At 72.6% G+C, this 24667-nt stretch carries 19 protein-coding genes; 10 read left to right on the forward strand and 9 right to left on the reverse strand.

What is annotated here, in order from left to right:
- The first annotated feature begins 40 nt into the window (after positions 1 to 40).
- Entirely contained in the window at positions 41 to 724 is a 684-nt protein-coding gene (locus tag OG885_RS03190; protein ID WP_405725588.1) for a class I SAM-dependent methyltransferase, read from the forward strand.
- Between the two features lie 227 nt (positions 725 to 951).
- Entirely contained in the window at positions 952 to 1275 is a 324-nt protein-coding gene (locus OG885_RS03195) for a hypothetical protein (RefSeq protein ID WP_405725591.1), read from the forward strand.
- A gap of 37 nt (positions 1276 to 1312) precedes the next feature.
- Here the strand turns inward: OG885_RS03195 and OG885_RS03200 are convergent, their stop codons facing one another.
- From OG885_RS03200 to OG885_RS03215, 4 genes are all read right to left on the reverse strand, one after another.
- A complete protein-coding gene (locus OG885_RS03200) occupies positions 1313 to 2002 on the reverse strand; it encodes an NADPH-dependent F420 reductase (RefSeq protein ID WP_405725594.1) in 690 nt (229 codons plus the stop codon).
- An 80-nt stretch (positions 2003 to 2082) separates the two neighbouring features.
- The gene (locus tag OG885_RS03205) at positions 2083 to 2325 is read right to left on the reverse strand and encodes a DUF5133 domain-containing protein (RefSeq protein ID WP_405725597.1); all 243 of its coding nucleotides are present in this window, start codon (positions 2323 to 2325) and stop codon (positions 2083 to 2085) included.
- Positions 2326 to 2468: 143 nt separating this feature from the next.
- Positions 2469 to 3170, reverse strand: a complete 702-nt coding sequence (locus OG885_RS03210; RefSeq protein WP_405725600.1) for a hypothetical protein — start codon at positions 3168 to 3170, stop codon at positions 2469 to 2471.
- Between the two features lie 124 nt (positions 3171 to 3294).
- Positions 3295 to 4383 (reverse strand): YihY/virulence factor BrkB family protein, encoded by a 1089-nt coding sequence (locus OG885_RS03215; RefSeq protein WP_405725603.1) that lies wholly within the window; start codon positions 4381 to 4383, stop codon positions 3295 to 3297.
- A 104-nt stretch (positions 4384 to 4487) separates the two neighbouring features.
- On the opposite strand from OG885_RS03215, the gene OG885_RS03220 reads away from it, so the two are divergent.
- From OG885_RS03220 to OG885_RS03255, 8 genes are all read left to right on the forward strand, one after another.
- A complete protein-coding gene (locus OG885_RS03220) occupies positions 4488 to 5471 on the forward strand; it encodes a tetratricopeptide repeat protein (RefSeq protein ID WP_405725606.1) in 984 nt (327 codons plus the stop codon).
- A gap of 155 nt (positions 5472 to 5626) precedes the next feature.
- Positions 5627 to 6067, forward strand: a complete 441-nt coding sequence (locus OG885_RS03225) for a hypothetical protein (RefSeq protein WP_405725609.1) — start codon at positions 5627 to 5629, stop codon at positions 6065 to 6067.
- Between the two features lie 126 nt (positions 6068 to 6193).
- Positions 6194 to 7717: an acyl-CoA carboxylase subunit beta gene (locus OG885_RS03230; RefSeq protein WP_405725612.1), complete on the forward strand. Its 1524-nt coding sequence runs from the start codon at positions 6194 to 6196 to the stop codon at positions 7715 to 7717.
- A 51-nt stretch (positions 7718 to 7768) separates the two neighbouring features.
- Positions 7769 to 9604: a fatty acyl-AMP ligase gene (locus tag OG885_RS03235; protein ID WP_405725615.1), complete on the forward strand. Its 1836-nt coding sequence runs from the start codon at positions 7769 to 7771 to the stop codon at positions 9602 to 9604.
- Positions 9601 to 13593, forward strand: a complete 3993-nt coding sequence (locus tag OG885_RS03240; RefSeq protein ID WP_405725618.1) for a beta-ketoacyl synthase N-terminal-like domain-containing protein — start codon at positions 9601 to 9603, stop codon at positions 13591 to 13593. The genes OG885_RS03235 and OG885_RS03240 overlap by 4 nt, the downstream gene beginning before the upstream one ends.
- 22 nt (positions 13594 to 13615) lie before the next feature.
- Positions 13616 to 14560: an alpha/beta hydrolase gene (locus OG885_RS03245; protein WP_405725621.1), complete on the forward strand. Its 945-nt coding sequence runs from the start codon at positions 13616 to 13618 to the stop codon at positions 14558 to 14560.
- Between the two features lie 122 nt (positions 14561 to 14682).
- A complete protein-coding gene (locus OG885_RS03250; protein ID WP_405725624.1) occupies positions 14683 to 15903 on the forward strand; it encodes a PucR family transcriptional regulator in 1221 nt (406 codons plus the stop codon).
- 137 nt (positions 15904 to 16040) lie between these two features.
- Positions 16041 to 16682 carry a cutinase family protein gene (locus OG885_RS03255; protein ID WP_405725627.1) on the forward strand — a complete coding sequence of 214 codons (642 nt, stop codon included), beginning with the start codon at positions 16041 to 16043 and terminating at the stop codon, positions 16680 to 16682.
- Positions 16683 to 16751: 69 nt separating this feature from the next.
- Here OG885_RS03255 and OG885_RS03260 read toward each other — a convergent pair whose 3' ends face one another.
- The 5 genes from OG885_RS03260 to OG885_RS03280 form a co-directional block, all read right to left on the reverse strand.
- Positions 16752 to 18473 carry a hypothetical protein gene (locus OG885_RS03260; protein ID WP_405725630.1) on the reverse strand — a complete coding sequence of 574 codons (1722 nt, stop codon included), beginning with the start codon at positions 18471 to 18473 and terminating at the stop codon, positions 16752 to 16754.
- Positions 18474 to 18994: 521 nt separating this feature from the next.
- The gene (locus tag OG885_RS03265; protein WP_405725633.1) at positions 18995 to 19858 is read right to left on the reverse strand and encodes an endonuclease/exonuclease/phosphatase family protein; all 864 of its coding nucleotides are present in this window, start codon (positions 19856 to 19858) and stop codon (positions 18995 to 18997) included.
- A gap of 47 nt (positions 19859 to 19905) precedes the next feature.
- On the reverse strand, positions 19906 to 21930 hold the full coding sequence (locus OG885_RS03270) for a hypothetical protein (protein ID WP_405725636.1): 2025 nt from the start codon (positions 21928 to 21930) through the stop codon (positions 19906 to 19908).
- A 157-nt stretch (positions 21931 to 22087) separates the two neighbouring features.
- The gene (locus OG885_RS03275) at positions 22088 to 23533 is read right to left on the reverse strand and encodes an NlpC/P60 family protein (RefSeq protein ID WP_405725639.1); all 1446 of its coding nucleotides are present in this window, start codon (positions 23531 to 23533) and stop codon (positions 22088 to 22090) included.
- A 177-nt stretch (positions 23534 to 23710) separates the two neighbouring features.
- Positions 23711 to 24667, reverse strand: coding sequence for a DUF1353 domain-containing protein (locus OG885_RS03280; RefSeq protein ID WP_405725642.1), 957 nt, complete (start codon positions 24665 to 24667; stop codon positions 23711 to 23713).

Here is a 24667-nt window from a genome sequence, read left to right on the forward strand (position 1 = left end):
AGTGTGGCGTGACCGGGGCACCAGGGGCGACGGTGGTCCGATGACCGACGACATCACCGCACCGACGCCCGTCCCCGCCACGTCCTCCTCGCCCGCCGACGCGTATGCCGGAGACCCGGCGGTGCGGGCGGAGTGGGACACCCGTTACGCCGACCGACAGCAGTTGTGGAGCGGCGAGCCCAACGGCGCGCTGGTGGCCGAGGTCGCCGGGCTCGCCCCCGGCCGGGTGCTCGACGTGGGCTGCGGCGAGGGCGCCGACGCCGTCTGGCTCGCGCGCGCCGGCTGGGAGGTGACCGCGCTCGACGTCTCGGGCGTGGCGCTGGAGCGGGCGGCCGGGCACGCACGGGACGCCGGCGTCACCGTGCGCTGGACGCACGCCGCGCTGACCGAGGCGGCGCTCCCGCCGGCCTCCTTCGACCTGGTCTCCGCGCAGTACCCCGCCTTGCAGCGCACCCCCGACGCCGCGGCCGAACGGGCGCTGCTCGATGCCGTCGCCCCCGGCGGAGTGCTGCTGCTGGTGCATCACGCGGGCATGGAGAGCCGGTCGGCGGACGACAGCGGCTTCGACCCGGCCGACTACGTCTGGCCCTCGATGGTCGCCGCGCTGCTCGACGAGGACTGGGAGGTCCAGGTGGACGAGGAGCGGCCCCGCGTGGCCCCGGACGGCGGCGCGGGCGCGCACCACACCGACGACGTGGTGCTGCGGGCCCGCCGGCTGCGCTGACGGCCCTGGTCGTCGGCAGCGGCTGTCACTCACCCTCGGGCCTCGCGGAACCGCTCCGCGGCGCTGGTAGCCTCCGCCTCTACGACGACGCGGGGGAGGCGAGCGTGGAAGCGGGGTTTCACGACGGCGCGGCGGCGAGCGTGGGGGCAGAGCCGTCGGGCGCACCCCCGGCAGGGCCGTCGGGTGCACCGCGCCGGGCGCTCAGGGGGACGGCCGCGGGGATCCTCATGGGCGGGTTGACCGCGGTCGTCTCCGTCGCCGCGATCGGCAGGGCCTGGGCCGCGTGCGATATCGGCGGCGGCGCGGCGGCCAACGGCATGACCTTGCTGGTCCTCACGCCGCTCATCTGGATCGCCGCCGCCTTGCCGTGGATCGTCCTTAACAGCACCCTCGGAAGACGGCACAGCGGGGCGGCCTGGGCCGCAGGGCTCCTCTTCGCCCTGTGCCTGACCTGGTTCCTCGTGACGTGGCTCGGTATGCCGGACTCCTACCCCGCCCCGCTGTGCCCGGACAACGTCCCGCCCTGGTGGCCCCGCCTCCTCCCCGTCTGACCGGGGCGGACGAGCCGGATGCCGCTCCGCCGGGTCTCTAACGGGCGCCCTGGACATGGAAGTTGAAGTCGGTGTGGCCGAGCGTGCCCATCAGGCGCAGCCAGATCGGCAGCACCATCTCGGTGCCCCGGGCGGTCTCGATGCCACCGAGGTCGATGACGCTGGACTCGGGCCAGCCGAAGGAGACCAGCAACTCGGTCACCTGCTTCTTGGCGCCGGTGTCCTCACCCGAGACGAAGACGTTGTGCGGGCCGGCGACACGGGCGGGCTCGACCATGACGGGGCAGCTCATGGTGTTGAGCGTCTTGACGACCTTCGCGTCGGGAAAGTCACGCTGGATCTGCTCGCCGAGGCTGTCGGTATTGACCGGGTCGAGCGTGGGCGGCATACCGGCCGAGAAGTCCAGCGGGTTGGCGATGTCGATGATCACCTTGCCCACGAGGTTCGTACGGCCCGCCGCGTCCAGCGCGGCCAGGGCCGCGCCTCCGGCGGTGGTGTTGACGACCGTCTCACCGAAGGCGGCGGCCTCCGCGAAGGGCTTCAGCTGTACGTCCGTGTGGTCGGCGTGCCAGACGGCGAACGGCGGATTGCCCATCCCGTCGGGCTCCGTGCGGGCCAGGGTGGACTGCGGATCACGGGTACCGATCGCCACCTCGTGGCCCAGCGAGGCCAGCTTGGTGGCGATCGTCCGGCCGACGATGCCGGTACCGAGAACTGCGTAACGCATGAGGATCATGGTCCTTCCCGGACGGGGCGACGGCATGCGCCCGGCTCGGGAACGAACCTAGACCGACTCGTACCGTATTGCTATGCGGCCAGCGTCTTGTCCTTCGTCGCGCTCGCGGCCTCGGCGCCGTACCTCCGCAGCAGCGCGTCCGCCACGGTCAGGGCGTCCGCCGCGGTACGGGCGCCGGTCAGTACGCACAGCGTGTACGTGGCGTCCTCGAGAGCGCGACCGCTGCGACCCGTGGCCAGCCTGTCGTGATCGATACGCGCCTCGGCGAACCGTGCCAGCGCGGCACGCAGCTCTCTCTCCGCCGGAAGAATCATGACGAGTCCCCTCTCACACCGCCGCTCGGCACCCGGCGGCGCCGGGCAGAAACCCAAGTGCCCAGCCTCCGAAGATCTACGCATCGGGCCTGCGTGGACCGGGGAACGTTCCGGCCGAAGCGCGACGGTCGCGGAGCGGAGGTCTATGCCGGGACGAGGACGGTCAGCCACTGCGCCTCGCGCGGCCGGTAGCCGTAACGGTTCATCAGGCCGGAGACGATCGCCGGGACATGGCCGGCTCCGTAGACGACGGCCACCCGGATCGGCTCGTCGGCGCGCTCCGTGTGGATCTCGCCGAGCGCGGCGAGCAGGCGTTCGTCGCGCCGGCCGGTCATGGCGTGTTCCACGGGGTCGTCGGCGAGCATCTCCGCCCGCAGGGTCTGCGGCAGATCGTCGACGGCCATGTCCTCGTCGAGGAAGGCCCGGGGGCCGCGCAGCGCGAACACGAGGCCCAGCACGGGAGCCGCGACCAGGAGGAGCACGTACATCCAGCGCGGCAGTGTCCTGAGGTCCGCCATCGCCTCGGCCGCGGTCACGTCCGGGTTGATCACCGGTACGGACTCCGGCAGGAGCACGTCGTCGCGCTGCTCCTGGAGGCCGTTGCGCCGGCGCCGTGGGGCGAACCGGTAGGCGAGGGTGAGGGCGCTCACGCCCGCCGAGCGGCCCCTGATGCCTTCAAGGACGATGAGGTCGCAGTCGCGGAGTCGGGTGCGGACCTGCGAGTAGAAGGTCGGCGAGGCGACATGCAGCATCGGGAAGATCACGAATTCGAGCGGGGTGCCCTTTCGCCGCATGGTGATCACGGCGGATCGGACGGCATACCCGGTCACCTCGATGATCTGCATGATTCCCCCGCGCGCCGCAGCCGTTGCCCGTGCACCCGTACCCGGACACGAGTGCGACCCGCAGCGCGGTTCCCGGCCCGGCGACCGGGGGCGTCTCCCAGGCCGCCCGGCGGCCAGGGGTGTCTCAGAGGCCGTCCGCGAGGCGTTGCCGGTCCTTCTCGTCCCACGTCCTGGTGTCGCGGGGCCGGGTGTACGGCTCGGCGTCCGGCGGGAGGCCTCCCTCCACGGCCCGCTGCCGTGCCGTCTCCGCGTCGAACTCCAGGCCCAGCAGGATCGCGAGGTTGCTGATCCACAGCCAGATCAGGAAGACGATGACGCCGGCCATGGTGCCGTACGTCTTGTTGTACGAGGCGAAGCCGGCGACGTAGAGGGCGAAGCCGGCGGAGGCGACCAGCCAGATGAGCAGGGCCAGGACGCTGCCCGGCGTGATCCAGCGGAACCCCATCACCCGGGCGTTGGGCGTGGCCCAGTACAGGATCGCGATCATGATCGTGACGAGGAGGACGAGGACGGGCCACTTGGCGATCGCCCACACCGTCAGCGCGGTGTCTCCCAGCCCGAGGGCGGTCCCGGCCTGGCGGGCCAGGGCGCCGGTGAAGACCACCATCAGCGCGCTCGCCACCGCCAGCACCATCAGGACGACGGTCACCCCGAGCCGTACCGGAAGCACCTTCCACACCGGGCGCCCCTCCGGCATGTCGTAGACGGCGTTGGCGGCGCGGATGAACCCGGCCACGTAGCCGGACGCCGACCACACCGCCAGCGCCAGGCCGACGATCGCCATGACCGAACCGGTACCCGACTGGTCCTGCAACTGCTGGACGGCCCGGGTGATGATGTCGCGGGCCGAGCCGGGGGTGAGCTGCCTGAGGTTGTCCAGGACGGTGTCGGTGGCCGACCTGCCCGCGATGCCCAGCAGCGACACGAGCACCAGCAGGGCCGGGAACAGCGACAGCACGCCGTAGTACGTCAGGGCGGCGGCGCGATCGGCGAGTTCGTCGTTCTTGAACTCACTCAGGCTGCCTTTGAGTACGGCCCGCCACGCCCTCGCGGGCAGCTTGGCAGGCGAGTCCGGCGCCCGCCGCTCCACCTCGGGGGACGGCCCGGTGTCGGGGACGGTGACGCCCCGGTCCGCCTCGTCGCCGGGAGCGTCCCGCACCGACCGGGAGTGCCGCTCACCGTTCCCCTGCCCGACGTTCTGCCGCTCGCTCATGGCCGCCGGGTAACCATCCAGGTCTAGCTCATGTACGCACGGCCACGGCCACCACCGCCCGACCTGTGGCCATGGATGCTCTCCGCCCTGGCTATCCTCTGTCGATGTCCAATCAGTCAGTGACCGCGGGAGTCGCTCTCGCCGGTGTGATGGCGCACTGCGGCGGAAGCCCGGTCGATGCCGTGAAGATGCTGGTGGGGGCCGTCGCCTCGGCCCCCGCGGCGGCGGAGCCCTATGAGGTGCTCGCCGAGTTGTGGCGAGAGCGGCGTTCGGAGCTCACGGCGGGGCTCGCGGGCGACGGCTCCGTGAGCACGCTGCCGGCACAGGCCTACTTCTTCTTTCTCGACGGCGCGATGGACGACGCGGTGATGACCCTCGGCTCGGTCACCGGGGTGCGGCCCGACGTGGCCTGGGGCTTCGCACCCTGGTTCGGCGACACACGCCTGCTCGGTGGCGTGAGTGCCGGGGCCCTGGCCGAGGCCTGTCTGCGGACCTTGGACTACGGCCACGACCTGGACTCCGACGAGATGCGTGCCCGGTTCGCGCCCTGGTTCCGGGCCATCGACGTCGTGTCCGCGCGCAGTCCCCTGCCGGAGTCGCTGGCCTCCATGGCCCGGCTGCCGCGAGCCTGCGGCCGCCCCGATCTGTCGTTCGCCCTGTGCGACCGCGCCGACACCGCCGGCCCCTCGATGTGGACCGAGGTCGCACGAGCGGGCACCTGGCGTGCGACGGGCGACCTGGACCGGACCGCGACGGCCTTCGAACGTGCCCTGGCCCTGGAACCCGACAACTGGTCGCTCTACTTGGACCTCGCCGACGTCCGCGCCGAACAGGGCGACTTCGCCGCGGCCGTGCACCGCACCGAGCAGGGCCTGACAGTCGCCCCCGACGAGATCACCCTCCGCGCCGCACACGCCGCCTACCGCACCCGCCTGTCCGGCTCGGCGGAGGATCTACGGGCCCTGATCCACATGGCGCCGGAACTCACCGCCACCGGCTACCGCAACCTGTTGCTCGACTACGCGTGCGCGGGCGAGGACCTGCCCCACCACCTGGTGGCCGAAGCCCGCCGGGCGCGCGAGAGCTGAACACGAGGGCCTCCTCGGCGGCCACGGTCACGACGAACCGCTCGGCGCACACGCCGCTCTGGCCGTCAACGCCAACCCCTCGACGGACCAGGCGAATTCGACGGACCGGCCGACCGGCTGGCGCCTCTCCCGCGCAGCCGGTTAGCGTCACCGGCATGCGTAGAAACCCGCCGTCGATCCGGTCCGAGCACGCCCTCAACGCCGCCCTGGTCGCCCACCTCAGAGCCGAGAGCGCGCCGCCGACCGGACCGGAGGACTACGCGCTCGGGGAATGGCAACTGCACACCCACCCCGACCTGATGAGCCGCCTCCGCGAACTGTCCCTGGACGAACCGCTCCGCGCCGCCTACGGCGTGCCCGTCGTGGCCCCGGACGGAGTCGTCGCCGCCGTCGCCCTGGGCATGGATGTCCTGCTGCTGCGGCTTCCCGTCCCGCCGGTCGGGCTCAAGGCGCAGAAGCCCGTCGCCTCCCTCGCCGACCACGGATGGCATGCCGTCGACGCCTGGCAGAGTGATCTGCGCACGCTCGAGGGAGATCATCGGCTCATGACCGCCATCCAGGACGCGGTCACCCACACCCGCTCGCTCGTCGCGTAGCCGGAGCCCTTGTCATGCGGGGATGAATTTCCGTTCCGCAGGACTCAACTCCCCCACAGCTCACACCAATTCGCTCAGACATTCGTCGCCGCGCTGCCATATTCGACAACCACTTCGGAGGTGGTTGTGACCAAAGAGGCGGAGCGGATCACCGACCTGGCCCGACGCCGCGAGCGGGCGCTGGCGGTGGAAGGGGCGCGCAGGCGTGGGGAGTTCGGGGCGCGGGAGCGGATCGAGCGGCTGGTGGACAAGGGGTCCTTCACCGAGACCGGGCTGTTCGTGCGGGCCCGGGCGGGCGGGGACGACGACCGGCGCCCTTACGGCGACGGGGTGGTCACCGGGTTCGGGACCGTCGACGGGCGCCGGGTGTGCGTGTTCGCCCAGGACTCCGCCGTGTTCGGCGGCAGCATGGGTGAGGCGTTCGGCGAGAAGACCGTCGCCCTGATGGAGCTCGCTCTGCGGACGGGTTGCCCGGTCGTCGGGCTCAATGACGGGGGCGGTGCCCGTATCCAGGAAGGCGTCGCCTCCCTCGCCCTCTACGCCGAGCTGGTGCGCCGCAACGTCCAGGCGTCCGGGGTGATTCCACAGATCTCGGTCGTGCTCGGCCCGTGCGCGGGCGGCGCCGCCTACTCGCCCGCGATCACCGACTTCACGGTCATGGTGGACGGCGCCTCGCACATGTTCGTCACCGGCCCCGACGTCATCGAGTCCGTCACCGGAGAGCGGGCCACCGCCGAGGAACTGGGCGGCGCCCGCACCAGCAACGCCGTGAACGGCAACGCGCACTTCCTCGCCGCCGACGAGGAGGACGCCCTGGACGTCGTACGCGCTCTGCTCGCGTATCTTCCGGCCAACAACCTGGAGCCCCCACCGGCCTACGCGCCCGGCGACGCCCCCTCCGGGGAGCTGCTCGACTCCGTCGTGCCGGATCGCCTCGGACAGGCGTACGACATGCGGACGATCCTGCGGGCGGTGGTCGACGACGGTGAACTGCTGGACGTGCAGGAGCTGTTCGCGCCGAACATCGTCTGCGCTCTGGCGCGTGTCGAGGGCCGGTCGGTCGGTGTCGTCGCCAATCAGCCGCTGCACGCCGCCGGGGTCCTCGACATCGACGCCTCCGAGAAGGCGGCGCGGTTCGTACGGTTCTGCGACGCGTTCGGCATTCCGCTGCTCACGTTCGCCGACGTCCCCGGCTATCTGTCCGGCGTACGGCAGGAGCGCGGCGGCATCATCAGGCGCGGTGCCAAGCTGCTGTACGCCTATGCCGAGGCCACCGTCCCCAAGGTCACGGTCGTGGTGCGCAAGGCGTACGGGGGCGGGTACGCGGTGATGGGGTCCAAGCACCTCGGCGCCGACATCAACCTCGCCTGGCCCAGCGCCCGGATCGCCGTCATGGGCGCCGAGGGGGCGGTGGGCCTCCTGCACCGGCGCGAGCTGGCCGCCGCCGACGATCCCGAGGCGCTGCGGGCCCGGCTGGTCGCCGCGTACGAGCGCACCCACGGCACGCCGTACCTCGCCGCCGAACGCGGGTACGTCGACGCCGTCATCGCCCCGCGCGACACCCGCGACCACATCTGCCGCGCCCTCACCGCCCTGCGCGGCAAACGCGCGCCGCTGCCGCAGCGCAGGCACGGCAACATCCCGCTCTGAGCCGTCCAGTCAGGAGCCACTTCCGCCCCGCGACTTCAGGAGCCACGTCCCATGGACAGCCGCCACCCCCCGCTCTCCCCCGCGTGCCCGACCCTGCCCGAGTACCTGCGGCACTGGGCCGCGACCACCCCCGACCGGCGGGCGCTCACCTTCGTCGAGTACCCGGCGCCGCACTCCCGCGGGGTCCACAGGACCCTGACCTGGCGCCGCCTCGACCTGCGGGTGCGTGCGCTGGCCGCCCGCCTCGCCGAACAGGCCGAACCGGGGGCGCGCATCGCGCTGTTGTGTCCGCAGGGCATCGAGTACGTCACCGGGTTCCTCGCAGCGCTCACGGCCGGGCTGATCGCCGTACCGCTGTACCCGCCCGGCCTGCCCGGTCACGCGGACCGGCTCGCGGGAGTGCTGGCCGACGCCAGTCCCTCGGCCGTCGTGACCACGAGTGGGGTACGGCGGGAGGTGGAGGAGCTCTGTGCGCGGACCGCGGAGAACCCGACGCGGATCGTCTGCGTCGACGAGGTGCCGGACGACGCCGCGGACGGCGACCGGCAGCCGGCCGCACCGGACGCCGAGGCGATCGCCTATCTCCAGTACACCTCCGGTTCCACGCGTGCTCCGGCCGGGGTGGAGATCACCCATGGCAACGTCGTCGCCAACGCCCGGCAGGCGCTCAGCGCCTACGGTGCCGACGCCCGTCCGGTGACCTGTGTGGGCTGGCTGCCGCTCTACCACGACATGGGGCTGGTGCTGAGCGTCGCCGCACCCGTGGTGCGCGGTGCGCTGTCGGTGCTGATGGACCCGGCCGCCTTCCTCAACGAACCCGCACGGTGGCTGCGGCTGCTCGGCACGCATCCGCGGGTCCTGAGCGCGGCGCCCAACTTCGCGTACGACTACTGCGTCGGCGCCGTCACCGACGCGCAGAAGGCCGACCTGCGTCTCGACGGGGTCGCCGCGCTGATCAACGGAAGCGAGCCGGTCCGCCCGGGCACGGCCGACCGCTTCCACGCCGCCTTCGCCGACCGGGGTCTGCCGGCCACGGCGCACTGTCCCTCGTACGGGCTGGCCGAGGCCACCGTCTTCGTCAGCGCCGCCCGGCCGGGTGAGCCGCTCGGCCGGTTCGCGCTTGACCGGGACGCCCTCGCCGCCGGTAAGGCCCTGCCCGCGCGGCCCGACGACCCCAGGGCCGTCCTGCTGGCCGGCTGCGGTACCCCGGCGGGGCAGCGGGTGCGCATCGCCGACCCGGCCGGCCGTGCCGTACCGGCCGAGGGTGAGGTCGGGGAGATCTGGGTGCAGGGGCCCAACGTCGGGCGCGGCTACTGGGGTCGGCGCGAGGAGAGCGAGCGGGTCTTCGGGGCGGAGTTCGACGGCGGCCCGGACGCGCCGGGCGGGCGGTGGCTGCGCACCGGGGACCTGGGCGCGGTGCTGGACGGGCAGTTGATCGTCACCGGGCGGCTCAAGGACCTCGTCATCGTCGACGGGCGCAATCACTATCCGCAGGACCTGGAGGCCACGGCGCAGGACGCGCATCCGGCGGTGCGGCGCGACCGGCTCGCCGTGTTCGCCGTGCCGGCGGCCGTGGGTTCGGTGGGTGGCACCGGCGAGCGGGTGGTCCTGGTCGCCGAGCACATACGGACCGTGTCCCTGGGCGAGTTGGACGTGCCGGGCGTGGTGCGGGCCGTACGTGGGGCCGTGTCCGCGCGGCACGGGCTGCGGCTCGCGGACATCCTGCTCGTAGCGCCGGGTGCCGTCGCCCGTACGTCCAGCGGCAAGGTGTCGCGGGCGCTGACGCGGGCCCGGTATCTGGAAGGGGCCTACGGGAGGGCGGCCGAACCAGCGGCCGGCCCAGCGCCCGACCCGGCAGTCGATCCCGCGTCGAGGGCCGCCGGATGAGGGGCCTCGACGCGGCGGCGCTGCGGCGGCTGATCGCCGAGCGGGTGGCGTCCTGGCTCGGTACGGCCGTGGCGGACGTTCCGATGGACCGGCAGCTCGCGGAGCTCGGCATGTCGTCGCGGGACGCGATCGCCCTGACCGCGGAGCTGTCCCGCGTCACGGGCTGCGAACTGCCGCCGACCCTGCTGTGGGAGGCGCCGACCGTGCAGGCGCTGGTGGCCCGGTTGTGCGGTACGGCTCCGGGACCCGCGCCGCTGGTCATGGCGCCCGGTGCGCCGGGCGAGCCCGTCGCGGTCGTCGGCGTCGGCTGCCGGTTGCCGGGCGGGGTGCACGGGCCGGGTGACTACTGGCGGCTGCTGTGCGAGGGCGGGGACGCGATCCGGCGCGTGCCCGAGGACCGCTGGCGGGACTTCACCGCCTTCCCGCCCGCCGACGCGCATCCCTACGGCGGTTATCTCGACGACATCGCCGGGTTCGACGCGGACTTCTTCCGCATCACTCCGCGTGAGGCGGCGGTGATGGACCCCCAGCAGCGGATCCTGCTGGAGGTCGTCCACGAGGCCCTCGATCACGCCGCCCTCCCGGCCGCGTCCCTGGCGGGCACGGCCACGGGTGTCTTCGTCGGGGTGTCCGCGCCGGAGTACGGGCAGTTGACCGGCGCGGACCCGGGCTCGGTGGATCCGTGGGCGCCGGCCGGCGCCGCGCTGAGCGTGACGGCGGGCCGGCTGGCGTACGTCCTGGACACACGGGGGCCGTGTCTGGCGGTGGACACCGCCTGTTCCTCCTCGCTGGTCGCGGTGCACCACGCCTGCGTCAGTCTGCGGGCGGGCGAGAGCGACACGGCGATCGCCGCGGGCGTCAATCTGCTGCTGTCGCCGGCCGTCACGGTCGCCTTCCGGCGGGCGGGCGCCCTCGCACCCGACGGGCGGTGCAAACCGTTCTCCGCGGTGGCCGACGGCATCGGGCGCGGCGAGGGCTGCGCTGCCGTGGTGCTGAAGAGGCTGTCGCACGCCGAGCGGGACGGCGACCGGGTGCTGACGGTGATCCGTACGACGGCTGTCAACTCCGACGGCCGGTCGAACGGCCTCATGGCCCCCAACCCGGCAGCCCAGCGGGCCCTGTTGGAGACCGCTTACGCCCGCGCCGGGCTCGCCCCGGCGCACGTGGACCACGTCGAGGCGCACGGCACCGGCACCCCGCTCGGCGATCCGATCGAGGCGGGCGCGCTCGACGCGGTCCTCGGGTCCGGCCGCGACCCCGACCAGCCGCTGCTGCTGGGCTCGGTCAAGGGCAATCTGGGCCATCTGGAGGCCGCGGCGGGGGTCGCCGGTCTGGTGAAGACCGTGCTCGCCCTGCACCACGACCTCATCCCGCCCTCCCTGCACGGCGAGGGCGGAGACGCCCTGCACGACACCCGGCTGCGTCTGGTGAGCGAGCCCGAGCCATGGCCCCGCTACGGCGGCACGGCCACCGCCGGCGTCTCAGGATTCGGGTTCGGCGGCACCAACGCCCATGTGGTGCTTGAGGAATGGCGCCCTCTCAGCCCGCCCCCTCCCCCGGACGACGACCAGCCCGCCGCCCGTCTGCATCTCCTCTCCGACGCCGATCCCGAGCGCGTCCGCGACACCGCGGGCCGGCTCGCCGCGTGGCTGCGGACACCGGCGGGGCGCGCGGCACACCCCGCCGACGTGGCGCGCACCCTCGCGGGCCGCACCGGCCGCGGTCCGGTCCGTGCGGCGGTCGTGGCCCGCGACCGCGACGAACTCGCCGTCGCCCTGGACGAGTTGGCGGAAGGCCGCCCGCACGAGCGGGTCATGACCGGCGACCGGGACCTGGTGGGGCCCGGCACGGTCTGGGTCTTCTCCGGTTACGGCACCCAGTGGTCCGGGATGGGGCGCCGACTGCTCGCCGAGGAACCCGCGTTCGCCGCCGCCGTCGAGAAGCTCGACCCACAGCTCGCCGCGGAGTGCGGCGGCCTGTCCCTGTACGACCACCTCGCGTCCGGCACCGGTCTCGACCGACTGGAGACGGCCCAACCCCTGCTGTTCGGCGTGCAGTTGGCGCTCGCCGAGCTGTGGCGGTCGTACGGTGTCGAACCCGCGGCCGTGATCGGCCACTCCATGGGCGAGGTGGCGGCCGGTGTGTGCGCCGGGGCCCTGGACGTGAGCGACGGGGCCCGGGTCATCGCGGTACGCGCTCGGCTGCTGAGCGGGCTGCGGGGTGGCGCGATGGCCGTCGTGGACCTCGACGACTCCGAACTCGGTCGGCTGGAGCGGGACTTCCCGGGCGTGGAGGTCGCCGTCCACTCCTCGCCGCGGCAGAAGGTCGTGACGGGGGCGGAGGTGGCGGTGGAGCGGCTGGTGGACCGGCTGCGCCAGGAGGGCCGGGCCGCACGGTCGATGCGGGTCGTGGGCGCCGGGCACTCCCCGCAGGTCGACCCGCTGCTGCCGGGGCTGACCGAGGCGCTGGCCGGGGTGCGGGGGCGCCGGGCGCGTGTCCCGGTGTACTCCACCGTCCTCGACGACCCGCGCGGCGTCAGCGCGTTCGACGCCGCTCACTGGGCCGCGAACCTCCGCCGCCCGGTGCGTTTGGACCGGGCCCTCGAAGCGGCGGCGGCCGACGGGCACACCGCGTTCGTCGAGATCTCGCCGCATCCGGTGCTCACGGCCGCTGTCACCGACACCGTGCCCGGTGCGCTCACGCTGGCCACGCTGCGCCGCGACGCGGACGGATCGGCCGCGTTCGCCGGGCAGTTGGGCGCCCTGTACGCGGCGGGCGGGCGGCTGCCGCTGCCGGCCGGCCGGGTCATCGACCTGCCGGGGCCGCGCTGGCGGCACGCACGGCACTGGTGGACGGACGGGAAGGCGGGGGCGGTACCTGGACGGCTCGACGCGGTCGAACGCGACGCCGCCTTGCAGGCGACGCGGCACTCCCCCGTCGTGACCCGTCTGATCCACCACATCGCCGCCGTGTCCGGCCACTCCCCCACCCGTATCGCCCCCACCAGCGCCGTCACGGACCTCGGTCTGGACTCCCTCATGGCGGTCCGTGTCCGTACGGCCGTCGAGCGTGAGTTCGGCGTCGAGCTGTCCCTGCGCGACCTCCTCGGTGCCGCCACGGTCGCCGAGGCGGCCGCCCGCGTCGAACATGCGCTCCCCCGGTCGGCCGGTGGCGCGACCCCGCGTCCCTTGCGCGCCACCGGCTCCCGGCCGCACCTGTTCCTCGTGCACGCGGCGGGCGGTCCGACCACCGTGTACAAGGCGCTCGCCGAAGCCCTCGACGCCGAGCAGCCGGTCTTCGGCCTCGACCGGATCGACGAGGCCCGTACGGTGACGGAGAAGGCACGCCGGTACGCCGAGGCGATCGACGCCGCCTGCCCGAACGGCCCGCTGCTGCTGGGGGGTTGGTCCTTCGGCGGCTTCGTCGCCCAGGAGACCGCCCGGCAACTGGCCGCCGCCGGACGGGACATACCGCTCGTGGTGCTCATCGACTCCGTACGCCCCCTCCCCCGCCCCGGGGTGACGCCGGGCGACCGGATCCGCGCCCACTTCGAGGGGTTCGCGCGGCATGTCGCCGAAACCTACGGGGTGCGCCTGGAGTTGCCGTACGACGACCTGGCCGCCATGGACGACGACGGGGACCGTATCGACACCGTGCTCCGGGCCGTACGGGAGGCCGTCGACGTGCCGCCCGCCGCGTTGGCGCACCAGCGGGCCTCCTATCTGGACCTCAGGATCGGTGAGGCGCACCGGCCCGACCGGTACGACGGGCCGGTGCTGCTCTACCGGGCCACCGAACCGGCGCCGCACACGGTGCGCGACCCCGCCTACGAACGCGACGACGAGACGCTGGGCTGGGACGAGGTGTGCCCGGAGCTGGCGGTCGTCCAGGTGAAGGGCCATCACCTGGCCCTGCTCGACCCGCCGTGCGTCGACGAGATCGCCACCCATCTGGACCGGGCGCTCGCCGAGCGCGCCCCCGCTCGCTGAACCGGAAACCCGAGGAGCCGCCATGCCCGACCACATCACCAGAGTGTCCCGGCGCACCGTCGCGAAGGCGGCGACCGCCGCCGGTCTGGCCGTTCTGTTCGGCACCGCGACCGGCACCGGCCGCGCCCGGGCGGCGACCCAGGTGGGGCCGCGTACGTTCGACGTGTCCGTGCCCTCCGCCGCCCTGCGGCGCAGCGCGCCGGTGCGGCTGATCCTGCCGTCGGGTTTCGACACGCAGCCGACCCGGACGTATCCGGTCCTGTATCTCCTGCACGGCGCCCACGACGACTACACGTCCTGGACGCGGGAGACGGACATCGAGGCGTTCACCGAGGGCCGCGAGCTGATCGTGGCGATGCCGGACGCGGGGCCGACCGGCATTCCCAGCGTGTGGCGCGACGGCTCCGACTACGAGGCCTTCCAGGTGACGGAGGTCCCCGCGCTGCTCGCCCGGGACTACCGGGCCTCCGGTGTGCGGGCCGTGGCCGGTGTCTCGACCGGCGGGTACGGGGCGATGGCGCACGCCGCCCGGCATCCCGGCGCGTTCGCCGCCGCGGCCTCCTACAGCGGTGTCCTGGACACCACCGCGCCCGGGGTGCCCGCCATCGTGGACGCGATCGTGGCCCGGGAGAACCTCCCGGCCGCCTCCCTGTGGGGCAACCCGATCCTCAACCTGCTCATCTGGCGGGACTTCAATCCCCGGGCCCGCGCGGACGGCCTGCGCGGCACCTCCCTGTACGTCTCCCAGGGCAGCGGTCTGCTCGGGGGCGGCGGCGATCCACTGCCGGGTGTGCTGGAGAGCGCGCTGTGGCCGTCCGCGCACACCTTCGCCGACGCGCTGGCGCGGCTCGCCATCCCGGTCGACAGCCACTTCTACTCGGGCGGAGGGCACAGCTGGGCCTACTGGAAAGGGGAGTTCACCGCGTCGTGGCCGATGCTCGCCCGTGCCCTGGGCGTGCCGGAGTGATGTCGGTGCCATGGGGGCACGGAACGGAACGGAGGGGACGCCCGTCCAACCCAGGACGTCCCCCTCGCCCCACGGGCAACACCGCGCGGGCCGGCCGACTCCGGGCGAAAGGAGTGTCCGCGATGGCGTTCCCCACCCCGCGCGACCCGACGAACGGTTCCGAGGCCACCCAGGTGCCGGCCGGGCTGGCCGAGCTGCTGCGCGCCCAACTCGCCGCCGTCGCCGACCAGGTGGAGGAGGAGGTGCGCCGCCAGGTGCCCGAGTACGCCCAGCCGCCCGACGGGCCGTACGGCAGAAACCTGCGGGCCGGGGTGGTGCAGGCGCTCACCCTGTTCGTGGACCACATCGCCGACCCGCGCGACGACGGGGAGTCGATCGCCGCGACGTACTACGCCCTGGGACGTGGCGTGGCCCGGGAGGGCCGCAGCCTGGACGTGCTGCAGTCCGCCCTGCGTGTGGGCGGCATGCACGCCTGGCGCTGCATGGGCCGCACCGCGGAGACCCTCGGGCTGGACTCGACCGTCGTGGCCGCGCTGGGCGAACTGGCGTTCCAGACGGTGCACGAGGTCGCCGAGGCCGCCGCGGCGGGCTACTCGGAAGGCCAGCTGCGCAGCACGGACGAGTTGGAGCGGCGCCGCCGACGACTGCTCGAACTGCTGCTGGGTACGGGCCCGGTGGCCCCGGAGGCGGTGCGGAAGCTGGCGCACGGCGCGCGGTGGACGGTGCCCCGGCACGTCGCCGTCGTGGTGCTCGCCGGCGCCCCCGACCAGCGCGAGGAGGACCGGCCGCTGGCCTCGTCGGGGGCACTGGTGGACATGGAGTCCCGGCCGCCGCGCATGCTGGTGCCCGATCCCGACGGCTCCGGCCGGTGGGCGGGCCGCAGCTTCACCCTCGCGTTACGCGGGCGTCCGGCGGCCATCGGTCCGACGGTGCCGCTCGGCGAGGCGGCGCAGTCGCTGCGGTGGGCCACCCGGGCGCTCGGGCTGATGGGGCGGGGCATCCTCCCGCGGCAGGACGTGGTGCGCTGCGCCGACCATCTGTCGACGCTGCTGCTGCACGCCGACGAGCCGCTGCTCGGCCGGTTGGGGGCCCGCGCCCTCGCCCCGCTGGAGACGGTGTCGACGGGGCAGCGCGCACGGCTCAGCGAGACGCTGCTGGCCTGGCTGCTCAGCGGCAGCAACGTCCCGGACGTCGCCGCCCGGCTGCACGTCCATCCGCAGACGGTCCGCTACCGCCTGCGCCAGCTGGAGAAGCTGTTCGGCGACGCCCTGCACGATCCGGACGCCCGCCTGGAGATGATCCTGGCGCTGCGCGCGGAATCCGCGCACCCGCGACCGGACTGAATTCCAGCACTCATCCCGCAATAAAAAATCGCACCGCTTCCATAATCGCGTCCATAACACCCTTTCAGGCATCACGAATACGTTGAGGAAGTCCCCTTTCGCAGGCGCATCCCGCGCCCCCATCGCGGAGGAATTCCATGCGTATCCGTGTATGCCTGGCCGCGCTCTCGCTGCTCGGCGGAGCCGGCGTCGCCACCCTCACCGCACCCGCGGCATCAGCCGCGGCCTGCACGGACATCGACGTCGTCGCGGCCCGCGGCACGTTCGAGCCGGGCACGCTCGGCTTCATCGTCGGCGACCCCGTGTATTCCGCGCTCCAGAAGAAAATCACCGGAAAGACCCTCTCCAGCTACAAGGTGAACTACCCGGCGGACCTCTCCCTGACGTCGGCGGCGCAGGGCAACGCGGATCTGGTGAATCACGTCAGGCAACAGGCCACCGCCTGTCCGAACCAGCGTTTCGTCCTCGTCGGCTATTCGCAGGGCGCGAACGTCGTCGACAACTCCATCGGCATCAGCAGTGAGGGCGCGGTGGTCGGCAGTCCCATCGTCGCCACGCTGCCGACCGCGGTCGAGCCGAAGGTCGCCGCCGTGCTGCTGTTCGGCAACCCGATCCGGGCCCTCGGCAAGAGCGTCACCGGCGCCTACCAGAGCCGCACGATCGACTTCTGCGCCACGGGCGACCCTGTCTGCGAGAGCGGCGGCAGCGACGTCGGGGCACATCTGGGCTACACGGCGAACGCCGACACGGCGGCTACGTTCGCCGCGGGCAGGGTCTGAGCCTGACGGAACGGAAAGAGGCCCGGGAGGAGTTGCTCCTCCCGGGCCTCGCGTATGTTTCCCCGACGGTCAGTCGAGGGTCTCGGCGAACCGTGCGAGGCCGCTGGAGACGACCTCGGGGAGGCCGTCGTTCTGTACGGGGGCGGCGGTGAGTACGTCGAGGTGCTGGTAGCCGGGGGCGATGAGCGGGTGCAGGTCGTCCGGAACGCGACCCGCCAGCAGTCCGTCGCCCGCGAGGACGGTGAGGGTGGGGTGGGCGGTGATCCCTTCGGGATGCGCGAGGAGCTTCTTCACCTGCGGGGAGCCGGCGAGTTCGAGGTCGGTGACGAGCTTGGTCGGGAAGTACTGCTCGGTGAAGTCGAGCGGCTGCTCGGCCAGGCTGCGGGCCAGTTCCCGGAGGTCGGTGACCTCCTTGCCGGCGGCGGTGAACGGCGTGCCGTCGGCCGACCGGTACCCGGGGTCGTCGGCGGCGCCGACACGGTCGTAATTCCGCCATGTGTACAGCGGCCCGTGCGCACGGTCCGGGATCGCCTTGTAGTCGATGCCGAACAGCCCGGGCTGTTGTGAACTCCCGTTGGCGACGGGGAAGTTCTTGTCGGCGACCGGTCCGCCGTCGAAGAAGCCGACACTGCTCTGGAGGAACGCGAGGGGCACGGAGTTGTCGTCGAGCAGGGCGCCGAGCACGGCATCGTTGGTGAGCCGGAAGTCCTTCACGCCGGGTGAGCCGGTGACGAAGGTGGGGGTGTCCCTGGAGAACAGGAAGCGGTTGGTGGCCTCGATGTTGAGGTTGGCGGGAAGGTAGCGGGGCAGGTCCGCCTCGGCTCCGGGGGCTTCGAGGGCGCCGAGGCCCGCGATGGCGAGGAGGGTCATGGTCTCGGGGTTGAGCAGCACCGGGGCGGACAGGGCGCGCGGCAGCACGCCGCTGTCGAGGCCGGCCTGCACGACACCGTAACCGAGGCCCACGTCGGGGAGGTTGGTGTCGTCGGGGATGCTGCCGCTGAGGTCGGCCAGCGAGGTGGAGACGGTGGTGTCGAGGGCGAAGTAGCCCGCGCACTGGCGGTGTCCGGCGTCGGCCGTGGTGGCCGGGTTCCCGTCGAAGTCGGCGGTGGCGAAGTAGCCGGTGACGACGCCGCCGAGCGAGTGCCCGCCGCACAGCACCTTGCGTTCGCGCACGCTCTGGTCGGGCAGTTCGCTGGTCAGCAGGTCGTACTCGTCCCGGACGGTCTGCTCGATGCCGAGCCGCGCCATCCACCCCAACTGACCGTTGCCGGCGTACCCGTTGAAGGTCCGTCCGCCGACCTGCTCGCCTCGGTAGTAGTAGTCGACGGCCGTGTGCTGGTCGCCGGAGGCGATGCCGGTGCGGTCCTCCAGGCAGTTGGAACGCCGGTCCAGGGCCCAGAACTCGATGTGCCGGCCACGGGCGGCGGCGGCCGTCACCACGTTCCTCGCGACACTGTCGAACGCGCCCGCCCCCTCCAGGATGCCCGGCTGGGCGACCAGGATCCGGTCGGCGTCGGCCGCGGCGGCCGGCCCATCGCCGGCGCGGTAGCGCAGATACGACAGCCAGTCGCACGCGGCCGGCCGCGGCCCCGCCGACTCCGGCAACGGCGCCTTCACCCGCACGACCGTCTCCCGCACCCCGGCGACCGGGGACGTCGACACCACCGGAGTCTCGGTCCGCGCCCCGTCCGCATGAGCACCGGGCGCCGCCGCCGTGAGCGTCCCGGCGGTCAACAACACGGCGAGGACCGCGTTGCGCCACGCTCCCCGCTTTCTCCTATCCATGTCCATGCCACGGACGCTAGGGACTCGACCAGGCCGATCTCAGGCGGTGCTGACGGGAACTCAGTTTTACGTCGCCCGCTTGTCACCACGGCACAGCGCACCCCGGGTGGGCCGGCGCCTAAGGTGCGTACCTGGAGCATGTCCGCGCCCGACAACCGGGCGACCAGGTGCTGGAGTTGGAGGTGCCGGCGCCCCACCGCCTCGCGTACGGACTCGTCGGCCGCGGCGGCGTACCCCTGCATCACGACCAGGCCGACCGTACGGTGGCTCCGGAGCAGGCGTCCACAGGCGTCGCCGAGGGCGACGAGTGTCGGTTCGAGGATCTCCGCGCGCCGCTGGGCGGCAGGCTTGCGCGGCGCGACGGACCCCGTCATGCCCCGGCCGTCCGGCCCTTGATCTGCTTCGCGTCACGCGACCAGCACCGCGCGCCGGGTCACCTCCCCGTACAGGCCCGTGCGCGTGAAGGAGTAGTCCGGGAACGACTCCGCCATGCCCGCCACGAAACCCCGGAGAGAGGGCGCGTCGCCTCAGTTCAGGTCGAGATCCGCTTGCAGCAGGTCGTGGTCCGAGTACGGGGTGAGGTGGACCTGGTGGCGGAGTGAGGCGACGCCGCGCAGGAAGACGTAGTCGAACTTGCTGTGCCAGTCGGTGGTCGTGTCACAGGCGCCAAAGGCCGTGGGGCGGCACTGCGGGTCGGTGTCCTCGGCCAGGGCCCAGAGCGGGGCCAGTTCGGCGGTTTCCGGCGTGGCGTTGAAGTCGCCGACCACGATCGCGCGGTCGTACCGGGCGACGGCCTTGGCGAGCACCTCGGCCTGCTCCGCGCGGACCGACTCCTGGCGGCGCTGGGCGAAGTGCGTGTTGAAGACCCGGACCTTGTGGCCGTCCACCGTGGTGGTGACCGCCATGTACCCGCGGTCCTCGGAACCGCCGTCGGGATACTCCACGAGGACCGGGTCGGTCATGGGCGCCGCCGAGAGGATCGCCTGGCCGTAGCCGCCCGGGTTCCACGGCACTCCCCCGCAGCGGCCCCACTTCTGCAGCACCGTGCCGTACTCGACGTGGTACTTCAGCCCGTAAAGACCCTCCAGATAGTCCCGGATCCTCGCCACATCACTCGCGCACGCCTCCTGCAACCCGATGACCTGGGGCGCGTACGTGGCGATCTCCGTCGCCCGGTCGACGTTGGCCTGCTTGCACGGGTTGCACATGTTCCACGTCATGACCCGGTTCGGCACGACCTTCTTGGCCGCGCCGACCGGGAGCGGTCTGCCGATGACCGCACCTCTCGGCGCGCTGGAGCCGACGAGCAGCACGCCGACCGCGATCACCGCACCCGCACACCACCGCGCGCCCCGTCCGAACACCCATGCCTCCCCGAGCTGGTTACGCACGTACGAGGCTATGCGACGGACCTGTCGGCAACCTGTCGCCGATCCGCTCAGCCGACGAGGTCGGTCGGCTCCAGGAGCGTCCGGTCCTCCGCGAGCTCCGCCGCGCCCTTGTCGGCCAGGGCGTTGACGGCCGTGTTGAAGCGCTCCATGGAGGTGGGGTGGTCCGGGCCCAGGACGTACTCCTTCAGGGTGCGGCGCTCGGGCGCCATCGGGTCGTTCAGCGGCTCGCGCACCGACCGGAGGATGTCCGGGAGCTGGGTGCAGTCCCGGTCGAGGAGATACGCGCCGCCCGCGGTGGTGTAGGCGGCCCTGAACTCCTCGTCGGGCAGGTCGTGGGCGTTGGTGAGGACGTACGGCTTGAGGCTGGCGACGAAGTCGGCGACCACGGAGGAGACATCGCTGACGAGCATATCCGCCTGGTTGAAGCACTCGTAGAGCGTGGGCAGTTGCTCAAGGATCACATGGTGGCGGAGTGCGCCGTGGCTCTCCCAGAACAGTCGGTGCCACTCGGCGTGCAGGGTGTGCCACTCGGCCGCGTCGTCGAGCTCGGGAAGACGTGCCTCGCGGGTCCGCTGGGCGTCGTCACCGCGCTGGCGCCCGGCCAGCTCGTCGAGCCGGGTACGGATCTCCGTCAGCCGCGGACGGACGGCGGCGAGGTCGGTCTGCGCCGGTGCGGCCCGGTGGAGTTCGTTGTCGGCGTGCAGCAGCTCGCGGATGGCCCGGTCCGCCTCGGCCGCCTCGGCCGAGCGCTTGCCGGTGAGTGGATGCGGCTTGTAGATGACCCGTACGTCCTCGGCCAGCAGCTTCTCGACCAGTCGGACACCCATCGGGATGAGGGACGTGTGGCAGTCGTCGTCGCTCCAGCCCTCCCAGGTGGGGGCGTACATGACCACCGGGCGCACACCGGGCACGCGGTCGGTGTGGAGCTGGATCGGCGCCAGCTGCGGACGGCCCACCTCGACGATCGCTGCGTCGCTGATGGCGTGCCGCACCCGCCGGTACCGGTCGCGGCCGGCCCGGCCGGCCACCCAGATCTCGTCGTACACCTTGCTGACCCGGTTGCTGCTGGCCAGCTTGTCGCTGTCGCCGTGCCCGATGAAGACGTGCTTGGCCTCCGCGATGCGCAGCATGTGGACGTTCTTGCCGGCGTTGCCGGGATAGAGGACGACGCGGACGCCGGACAGGTCCAGTTCGGCCAGGTCGTCGGCCTTGGGGACGCACAGGACGGGCAGTCGGGTGCGGCCGAGGTAACGGAACGAGGCCCGTTCGCGCAGGATGATCAGCGGGCGCCGGTCGAGCCGCTCCAGCGTCTCCAGCCACATGTTCACCTGGTACATGAAGTCACGGGACACGGCGGCGAAGCTGAAGTAGAGCGCCACCTCGGGCCCGTATGCCGCGAGTTGCCGGTTGACCTCGGCGAACACGTCCTCCCGCACCGGCATGTGCCGCGCCCGCAGGTACTGCCCCGCCAGTGCCAGCACCGCCACCGCGGTGATGCCGAGGGTCAGCGCGAAGCCGGCGTACGCCCACTGTCGGGTTTCCGTGGCCAGCGCCACCAGAAAGCCGACGTGCGCCGGGAGGTCGAGGTGCAGCAGCTTGCGCAGAAAGCGCCGGAAGAGGATGGCCGGAGGCTGCTGCGGGAGCGGCAACCCGCTCATGTCCAGGTTGCGCACCACCAACGGCAGCACGCGACGGCGCCGGACCGCGTGATGCAGGGCGGTGTACAGCATCACGAGCGCGAAGTGGACGCTGAACACGGCGAGCGCGGAGACCAGCAGCGCGTCCGACGCGCCCATCCGCTCGGCCAGCGCCAGCAGCATCACCGTACGGACGGCGAACCGAAGCGTGCGGTCCAGCTGGAGCGTCGCCAGCCGGCGCACGAACCCCGGCGCCCGCACGTGCAACGCCTCGTCGGCGGCGTAACTCACCATCGACGCCACCGCGAAGCCCCCCAGCCACGGCAGCAGCGCGAAGACCGGCAGCGCCATGAAACCGGCTGCCAGCAACAGGACAAGGAAAAGGTCGGTGGCCCCGCGCACCCGCAGCGCACCACACAACTGACGGACCATCATGGACAAGGTTCCCCCCAAGGAACTGAGCACGGTGCGGTAACACCGTTGGTCGCCAGTTCGACCCGGGGAGGCCATACATGGTTGTGCACCCGGAGATCACAAAATGTTCAGCTTTGGTTCATGCGGGATTCAGGGAGAACTGCCCGGCCGTGACGTGTCAGGCGGGGCGGATCGCTCCCCTGATCGCGGTCTGCCCGGCGAAGAACACCGACTCCTCGCGGACGGGTGTCCCCGGCCCCGGGGCATGGATCATCATGCCGTTCCCGGTCCAGATGCCCACATGGCTGAGGTCGTCGTGGAAGAAGACGAGATCGCCGGCCCGTACGTCCGCGAGGGCGACCGGCATCCCCGCCCCGGCCTGCGCCTGGACGGTCCGCGGGAGTGTCACCCCGGCCACCTTCCAGGCGGCCTGGGACAGACCGGGGGCGTCGAAGGAACCCGGCCCGGCCGCTCCCCAGACACAGGGACGGCCGATCTGCGCCCGCGCGAAGTCGATCACCCGCTCGGCCTTGGTGCTGCGGACGATGTCCACCGGCGGTGGCGCGGGGCGATCGTACGCGGCGGGGGCGACGGGAGCGGGAACGGCGGGGGTTTCGAGGGGCGTGGGAGCGAAGGTCACGGCCGGGGCGGGGGCTGTGGGCGCCGGGGCGAGGGTCGCGACCTCAGGGGTCGGATAGGCGGGTGGCGCCGTGTACGCCGGTACAGAGGGGGCCGGCTCAAAGACCACTGGCTCAAAGGCGTTTGGCGCAACGGCCGGTGGAGCAAGGGCCGTTGACGCGACGGCTACCGGCTCATGGGTCGCCGCCACAGAGGGTGCCGGAAGTGCGGTCTCGTAGGTCGCCGCCATCGCGTCGATCGGCCACTCGGCGGTGTACGAAGGGGCCTGCTCGGCCGCCCCGCCTCTGAGATACGGGGCGATCCCAGCCGTCGCCGGACCGGTGCCGAACAGCGCGCCGTCGTTCGCGGGAGGACTCACCTCGTAGGAACCGATGACGGAGTCCTGAACGGCCGGCAACACGGCGGTGGGCTCGGGGAGTTGTGTCATGGATGACTCGGGCAGCGGCCACTGGGTGGCGCCGCCGCCGAGGACCGGCTGCGGACCCGTGCCCCACGCCCCCGCGTCCGACCGGGACTCGACGGGCGGCACCGGACCGGCCGTCAACTCCCGTACCGGCGCGGCGGGAAGCTCCGGAACCGACGCCTCGGGCGCGCGGGGCGCCTCCAGCGCGAGGGGCTCCGCCGGACGTTCCGCGGGGCGGGCGGGCCGGGGTGCGCGGGCCGCGGGAGCCGGCCGGGCCGACGGCCTGCGCCCTTCGGTCCGCGGCGCCGCGACGGTCGGGCCCAACTTGGCCCGGGCCGCGTCGAACCACTGTCGCGTCAGGTCCGAGAGCGCGGGCTCCACGCTGTCCTGCGAGCCGCGGCCGCCCCCGCCCCGCTGGCGCGGGATGGCCAGCGCGCGGGTCGCGTTGAAGGTGCCCGTGTCGCTCTCGGCCCGGTCGTAGAGGCTGTTGATCCGCCGGCGGACCTCGTCACGGCTCGGCGCCTCTCCCTCACCTGCTGACGGGACACCTGAGGACTGCGAGCGCAGGGGTTCCGGCGACATGGGACGGGCTCCTTCCGTACGAGAGCGCACGAGACGACCTGTTGTTCGAAGTACATCGTGCGGGCCAGGGTCAACCTAGCCAACTTGTGATCCTTTCGTGAAGATTGAAGGGTAAAATGCCCGATACGCTTCTGTGACCTTGGGCACGGCCGGGACGGCGGGATCCCTTGCCGCGCCTCACTGTTGGAGCAGCACCACGACGAAGACGAGCAGCACCAGCGGCGCCGTGGCCCAGGCCAGCGCGAGTGCCGCCTTCGGCGCCTTCCTGGTGAGCTTCTCCAGCGCCTGGTAGAGCCCGGTCAGGAGGAGCAACGCGACCGTGACGTGCAGCAGTAGCGCGAGGCTCACCCCCAGGACCGCCCCGGCGATCCGGAAGGGCCCCCACAGGAGCGCCAGCGCCAGCGGGATCACGACCGCGCCCGACAGACCTCCGGCCAGCTCGACGAACCACCTGCGGTCGCCCATCCAGGGAAGTTCCGGAAGGAAGGCGGGCAGGGTGTCGAACAGGTCGAGCGTCGCCCACAGGCCGAGCACGGCGACGGCCACGACGGTGAGGGCCGCGGTCAGGCGACAGCGCCACGCGTGCGGGGTGGACCAGCCCGTTCCCCGGCCGTCGAGCATCGTCGCCGTCGCCACCGCCGACCACACCAGCCAACGCCGGATCAGCCCCGTGCCGGCGTCCGCCATCGCGTCGCGCAGGACACGGTCGGCCTCCGCGCGCAGCACGACATGGTGGTCGGTCGAGACGTACGTCGGCTCGTCGGGCCAGTGGATCAGCCCGTCGTGCAGCAGCGTCGCCGGGAGGTGCTCTCCGGTCTTCGGCACCAGCCAGGTGAAGAACGCGGGCACCGACGTCAGATCGCTGCGGAAGGTCCGTGTCTCCCGGGGGACGAGGAGCTCACCGAGGTGGCGGTCCCGGTAGGCGATACGCCGCCGCATCGCGAACTCCTCGCGGCCCTCCTCGATGACCCGGACCAGTTCGATGCGCGGGTCGCAGCCGGGGTCGGGCGCGATCTCCGGCTGCCCTTCACCGGCGTCGACGCCACCGTCGTAGAACCGCCGCGGCTGCGCGGGAATCGGCTCCTGCGCGGCCTTCCTCGTCGTCGTGCCCGGTGCCACCTCGGACGCAGACAT

Source organism: Streptomyces sp. NBC_00028 (assembly GCF_045041065.1).
Lineage (GTDB): Bacteria > Actinomycetota > Actinomycetes > Streptomycetales > Streptomycetaceae > Streptomyces.

Excerpts from the sequence above, each read along its gene's own strand:
- OG885_RS03190 (WP_405725588.1), top strand. The coding sequence starts at position 41 with ATGACCGACGACATCACCGCACCGACGCCCGTCCCCGCCACGTCCTCC.
- OG885_RS03195 (WP_405725591.1), top strand. The coding sequence starts at position 952 with ATGGGCGGGTTGACCGCGGTCGTCTCCGTCGCCGCGATCGGCAGGGCC.
- OG885_RS03200 (WP_405725594.1), bottom strand. The coding sequence starts at position 2,002 with ATGCGTTACGCAGTTCTCGGTACCGGCATCGTCGGCCGGACGATCGCC.
- OG885_RS03205 (WP_405725597.1), bottom strand. The coding sequence starts at position 2,325 with ATGATTCTTCCGGCGGAGAGAGAGCTGCGTGCCGCGCTGGCACGGTTC.
- OG885_RS03210 (WP_405725600.1), bottom strand. The coding sequence starts at position 3,170 with ATGCAGATCATCGAGGTGACCGGGTATGCCGTCCGATCCGCCGTGATC.
- OG885_RS03215 (WP_405725603.1), bottom strand. The coding sequence starts at position 4,383 with ATGAGCGAGCGGCAGAACGTCGGGCAGGGGAACGGTGAGCGGCACTCC.
- OG885_RS03220 (WP_405725606.1), top strand. The coding sequence starts at position 4,488 with ATGTCCAATCAGTCAGTGACCGCGGGAGTCGCTCTCGCCGGTGTGATG.
- OG885_RS03225 (WP_405725609.1), top strand. The coding sequence starts at position 5,627 with ATGCGTAGAAACCCGCCGTCGATCCGGTCCGAGCACGCCCTCAACGCC.
- OG885_RS03235 (WP_405725615.1), top strand. The coding sequence starts at position 7,769 with ATGGACAGCCGCCACCCCCCGCTCTCCCCCGCGTGCCCGACCCTGCCC.
- OG885_RS03240 (WP_405725618.1), top strand. The coding sequence starts at position 9,601 with ATGAGGGGCCTCGACGCGGCGGCGCTGCGGCGGCTGATCGCCGAGCGG.
- OG885_RS03245 (WP_405725621.1), top strand. The coding sequence starts at position 13,616 with ATGCCCGACCACATCACCAGAGTGTCCCGGCGCACCGTCGCGAAGGCG.
- OG885_RS03250 (WP_405725624.1), top strand. The coding sequence starts at position 14,683 with ATGGCGTTCCCCACCCCGCGCGACCCGACGAACGGTTCCGAGGCCACC.
- OG885_RS03255 (WP_405725627.1), top strand. The coding sequence starts at position 16,041 with ATGCGTATCCGTGTATGCCTGGCCGCGCTCTCGCTGCTCGGCGGAGCC.
- OG885_RS03260 (WP_405725630.1), bottom strand. The coding sequence starts at position 18,473 with ATGGACATGGATAGGAGAAAGCGGGGAGCGTGGCGCAACGCGGTCCTC.
- OG885_RS03270 (WP_405725636.1), bottom strand. The coding sequence starts at position 21,930 with ATGATGGTCCGTCAGTTGTGTGGTGCGCTGCGGGTGCGCGGGGCCACC.
- OG885_RS03275 (WP_405725639.1), bottom strand. The coding sequence starts at position 23,533 with ATGTCGCCGGAACCCCTGCGCTCGCAGTCCTCAGGTGTCCCGTCAGCA.
- OG885_RS03280 (WP_405725642.1), bottom strand. The coding sequence starts at position 24,667 with ATGTCTGCGTCCGAGGTGGCACCGGGCACGACGACGAGGAAGGCCGCG.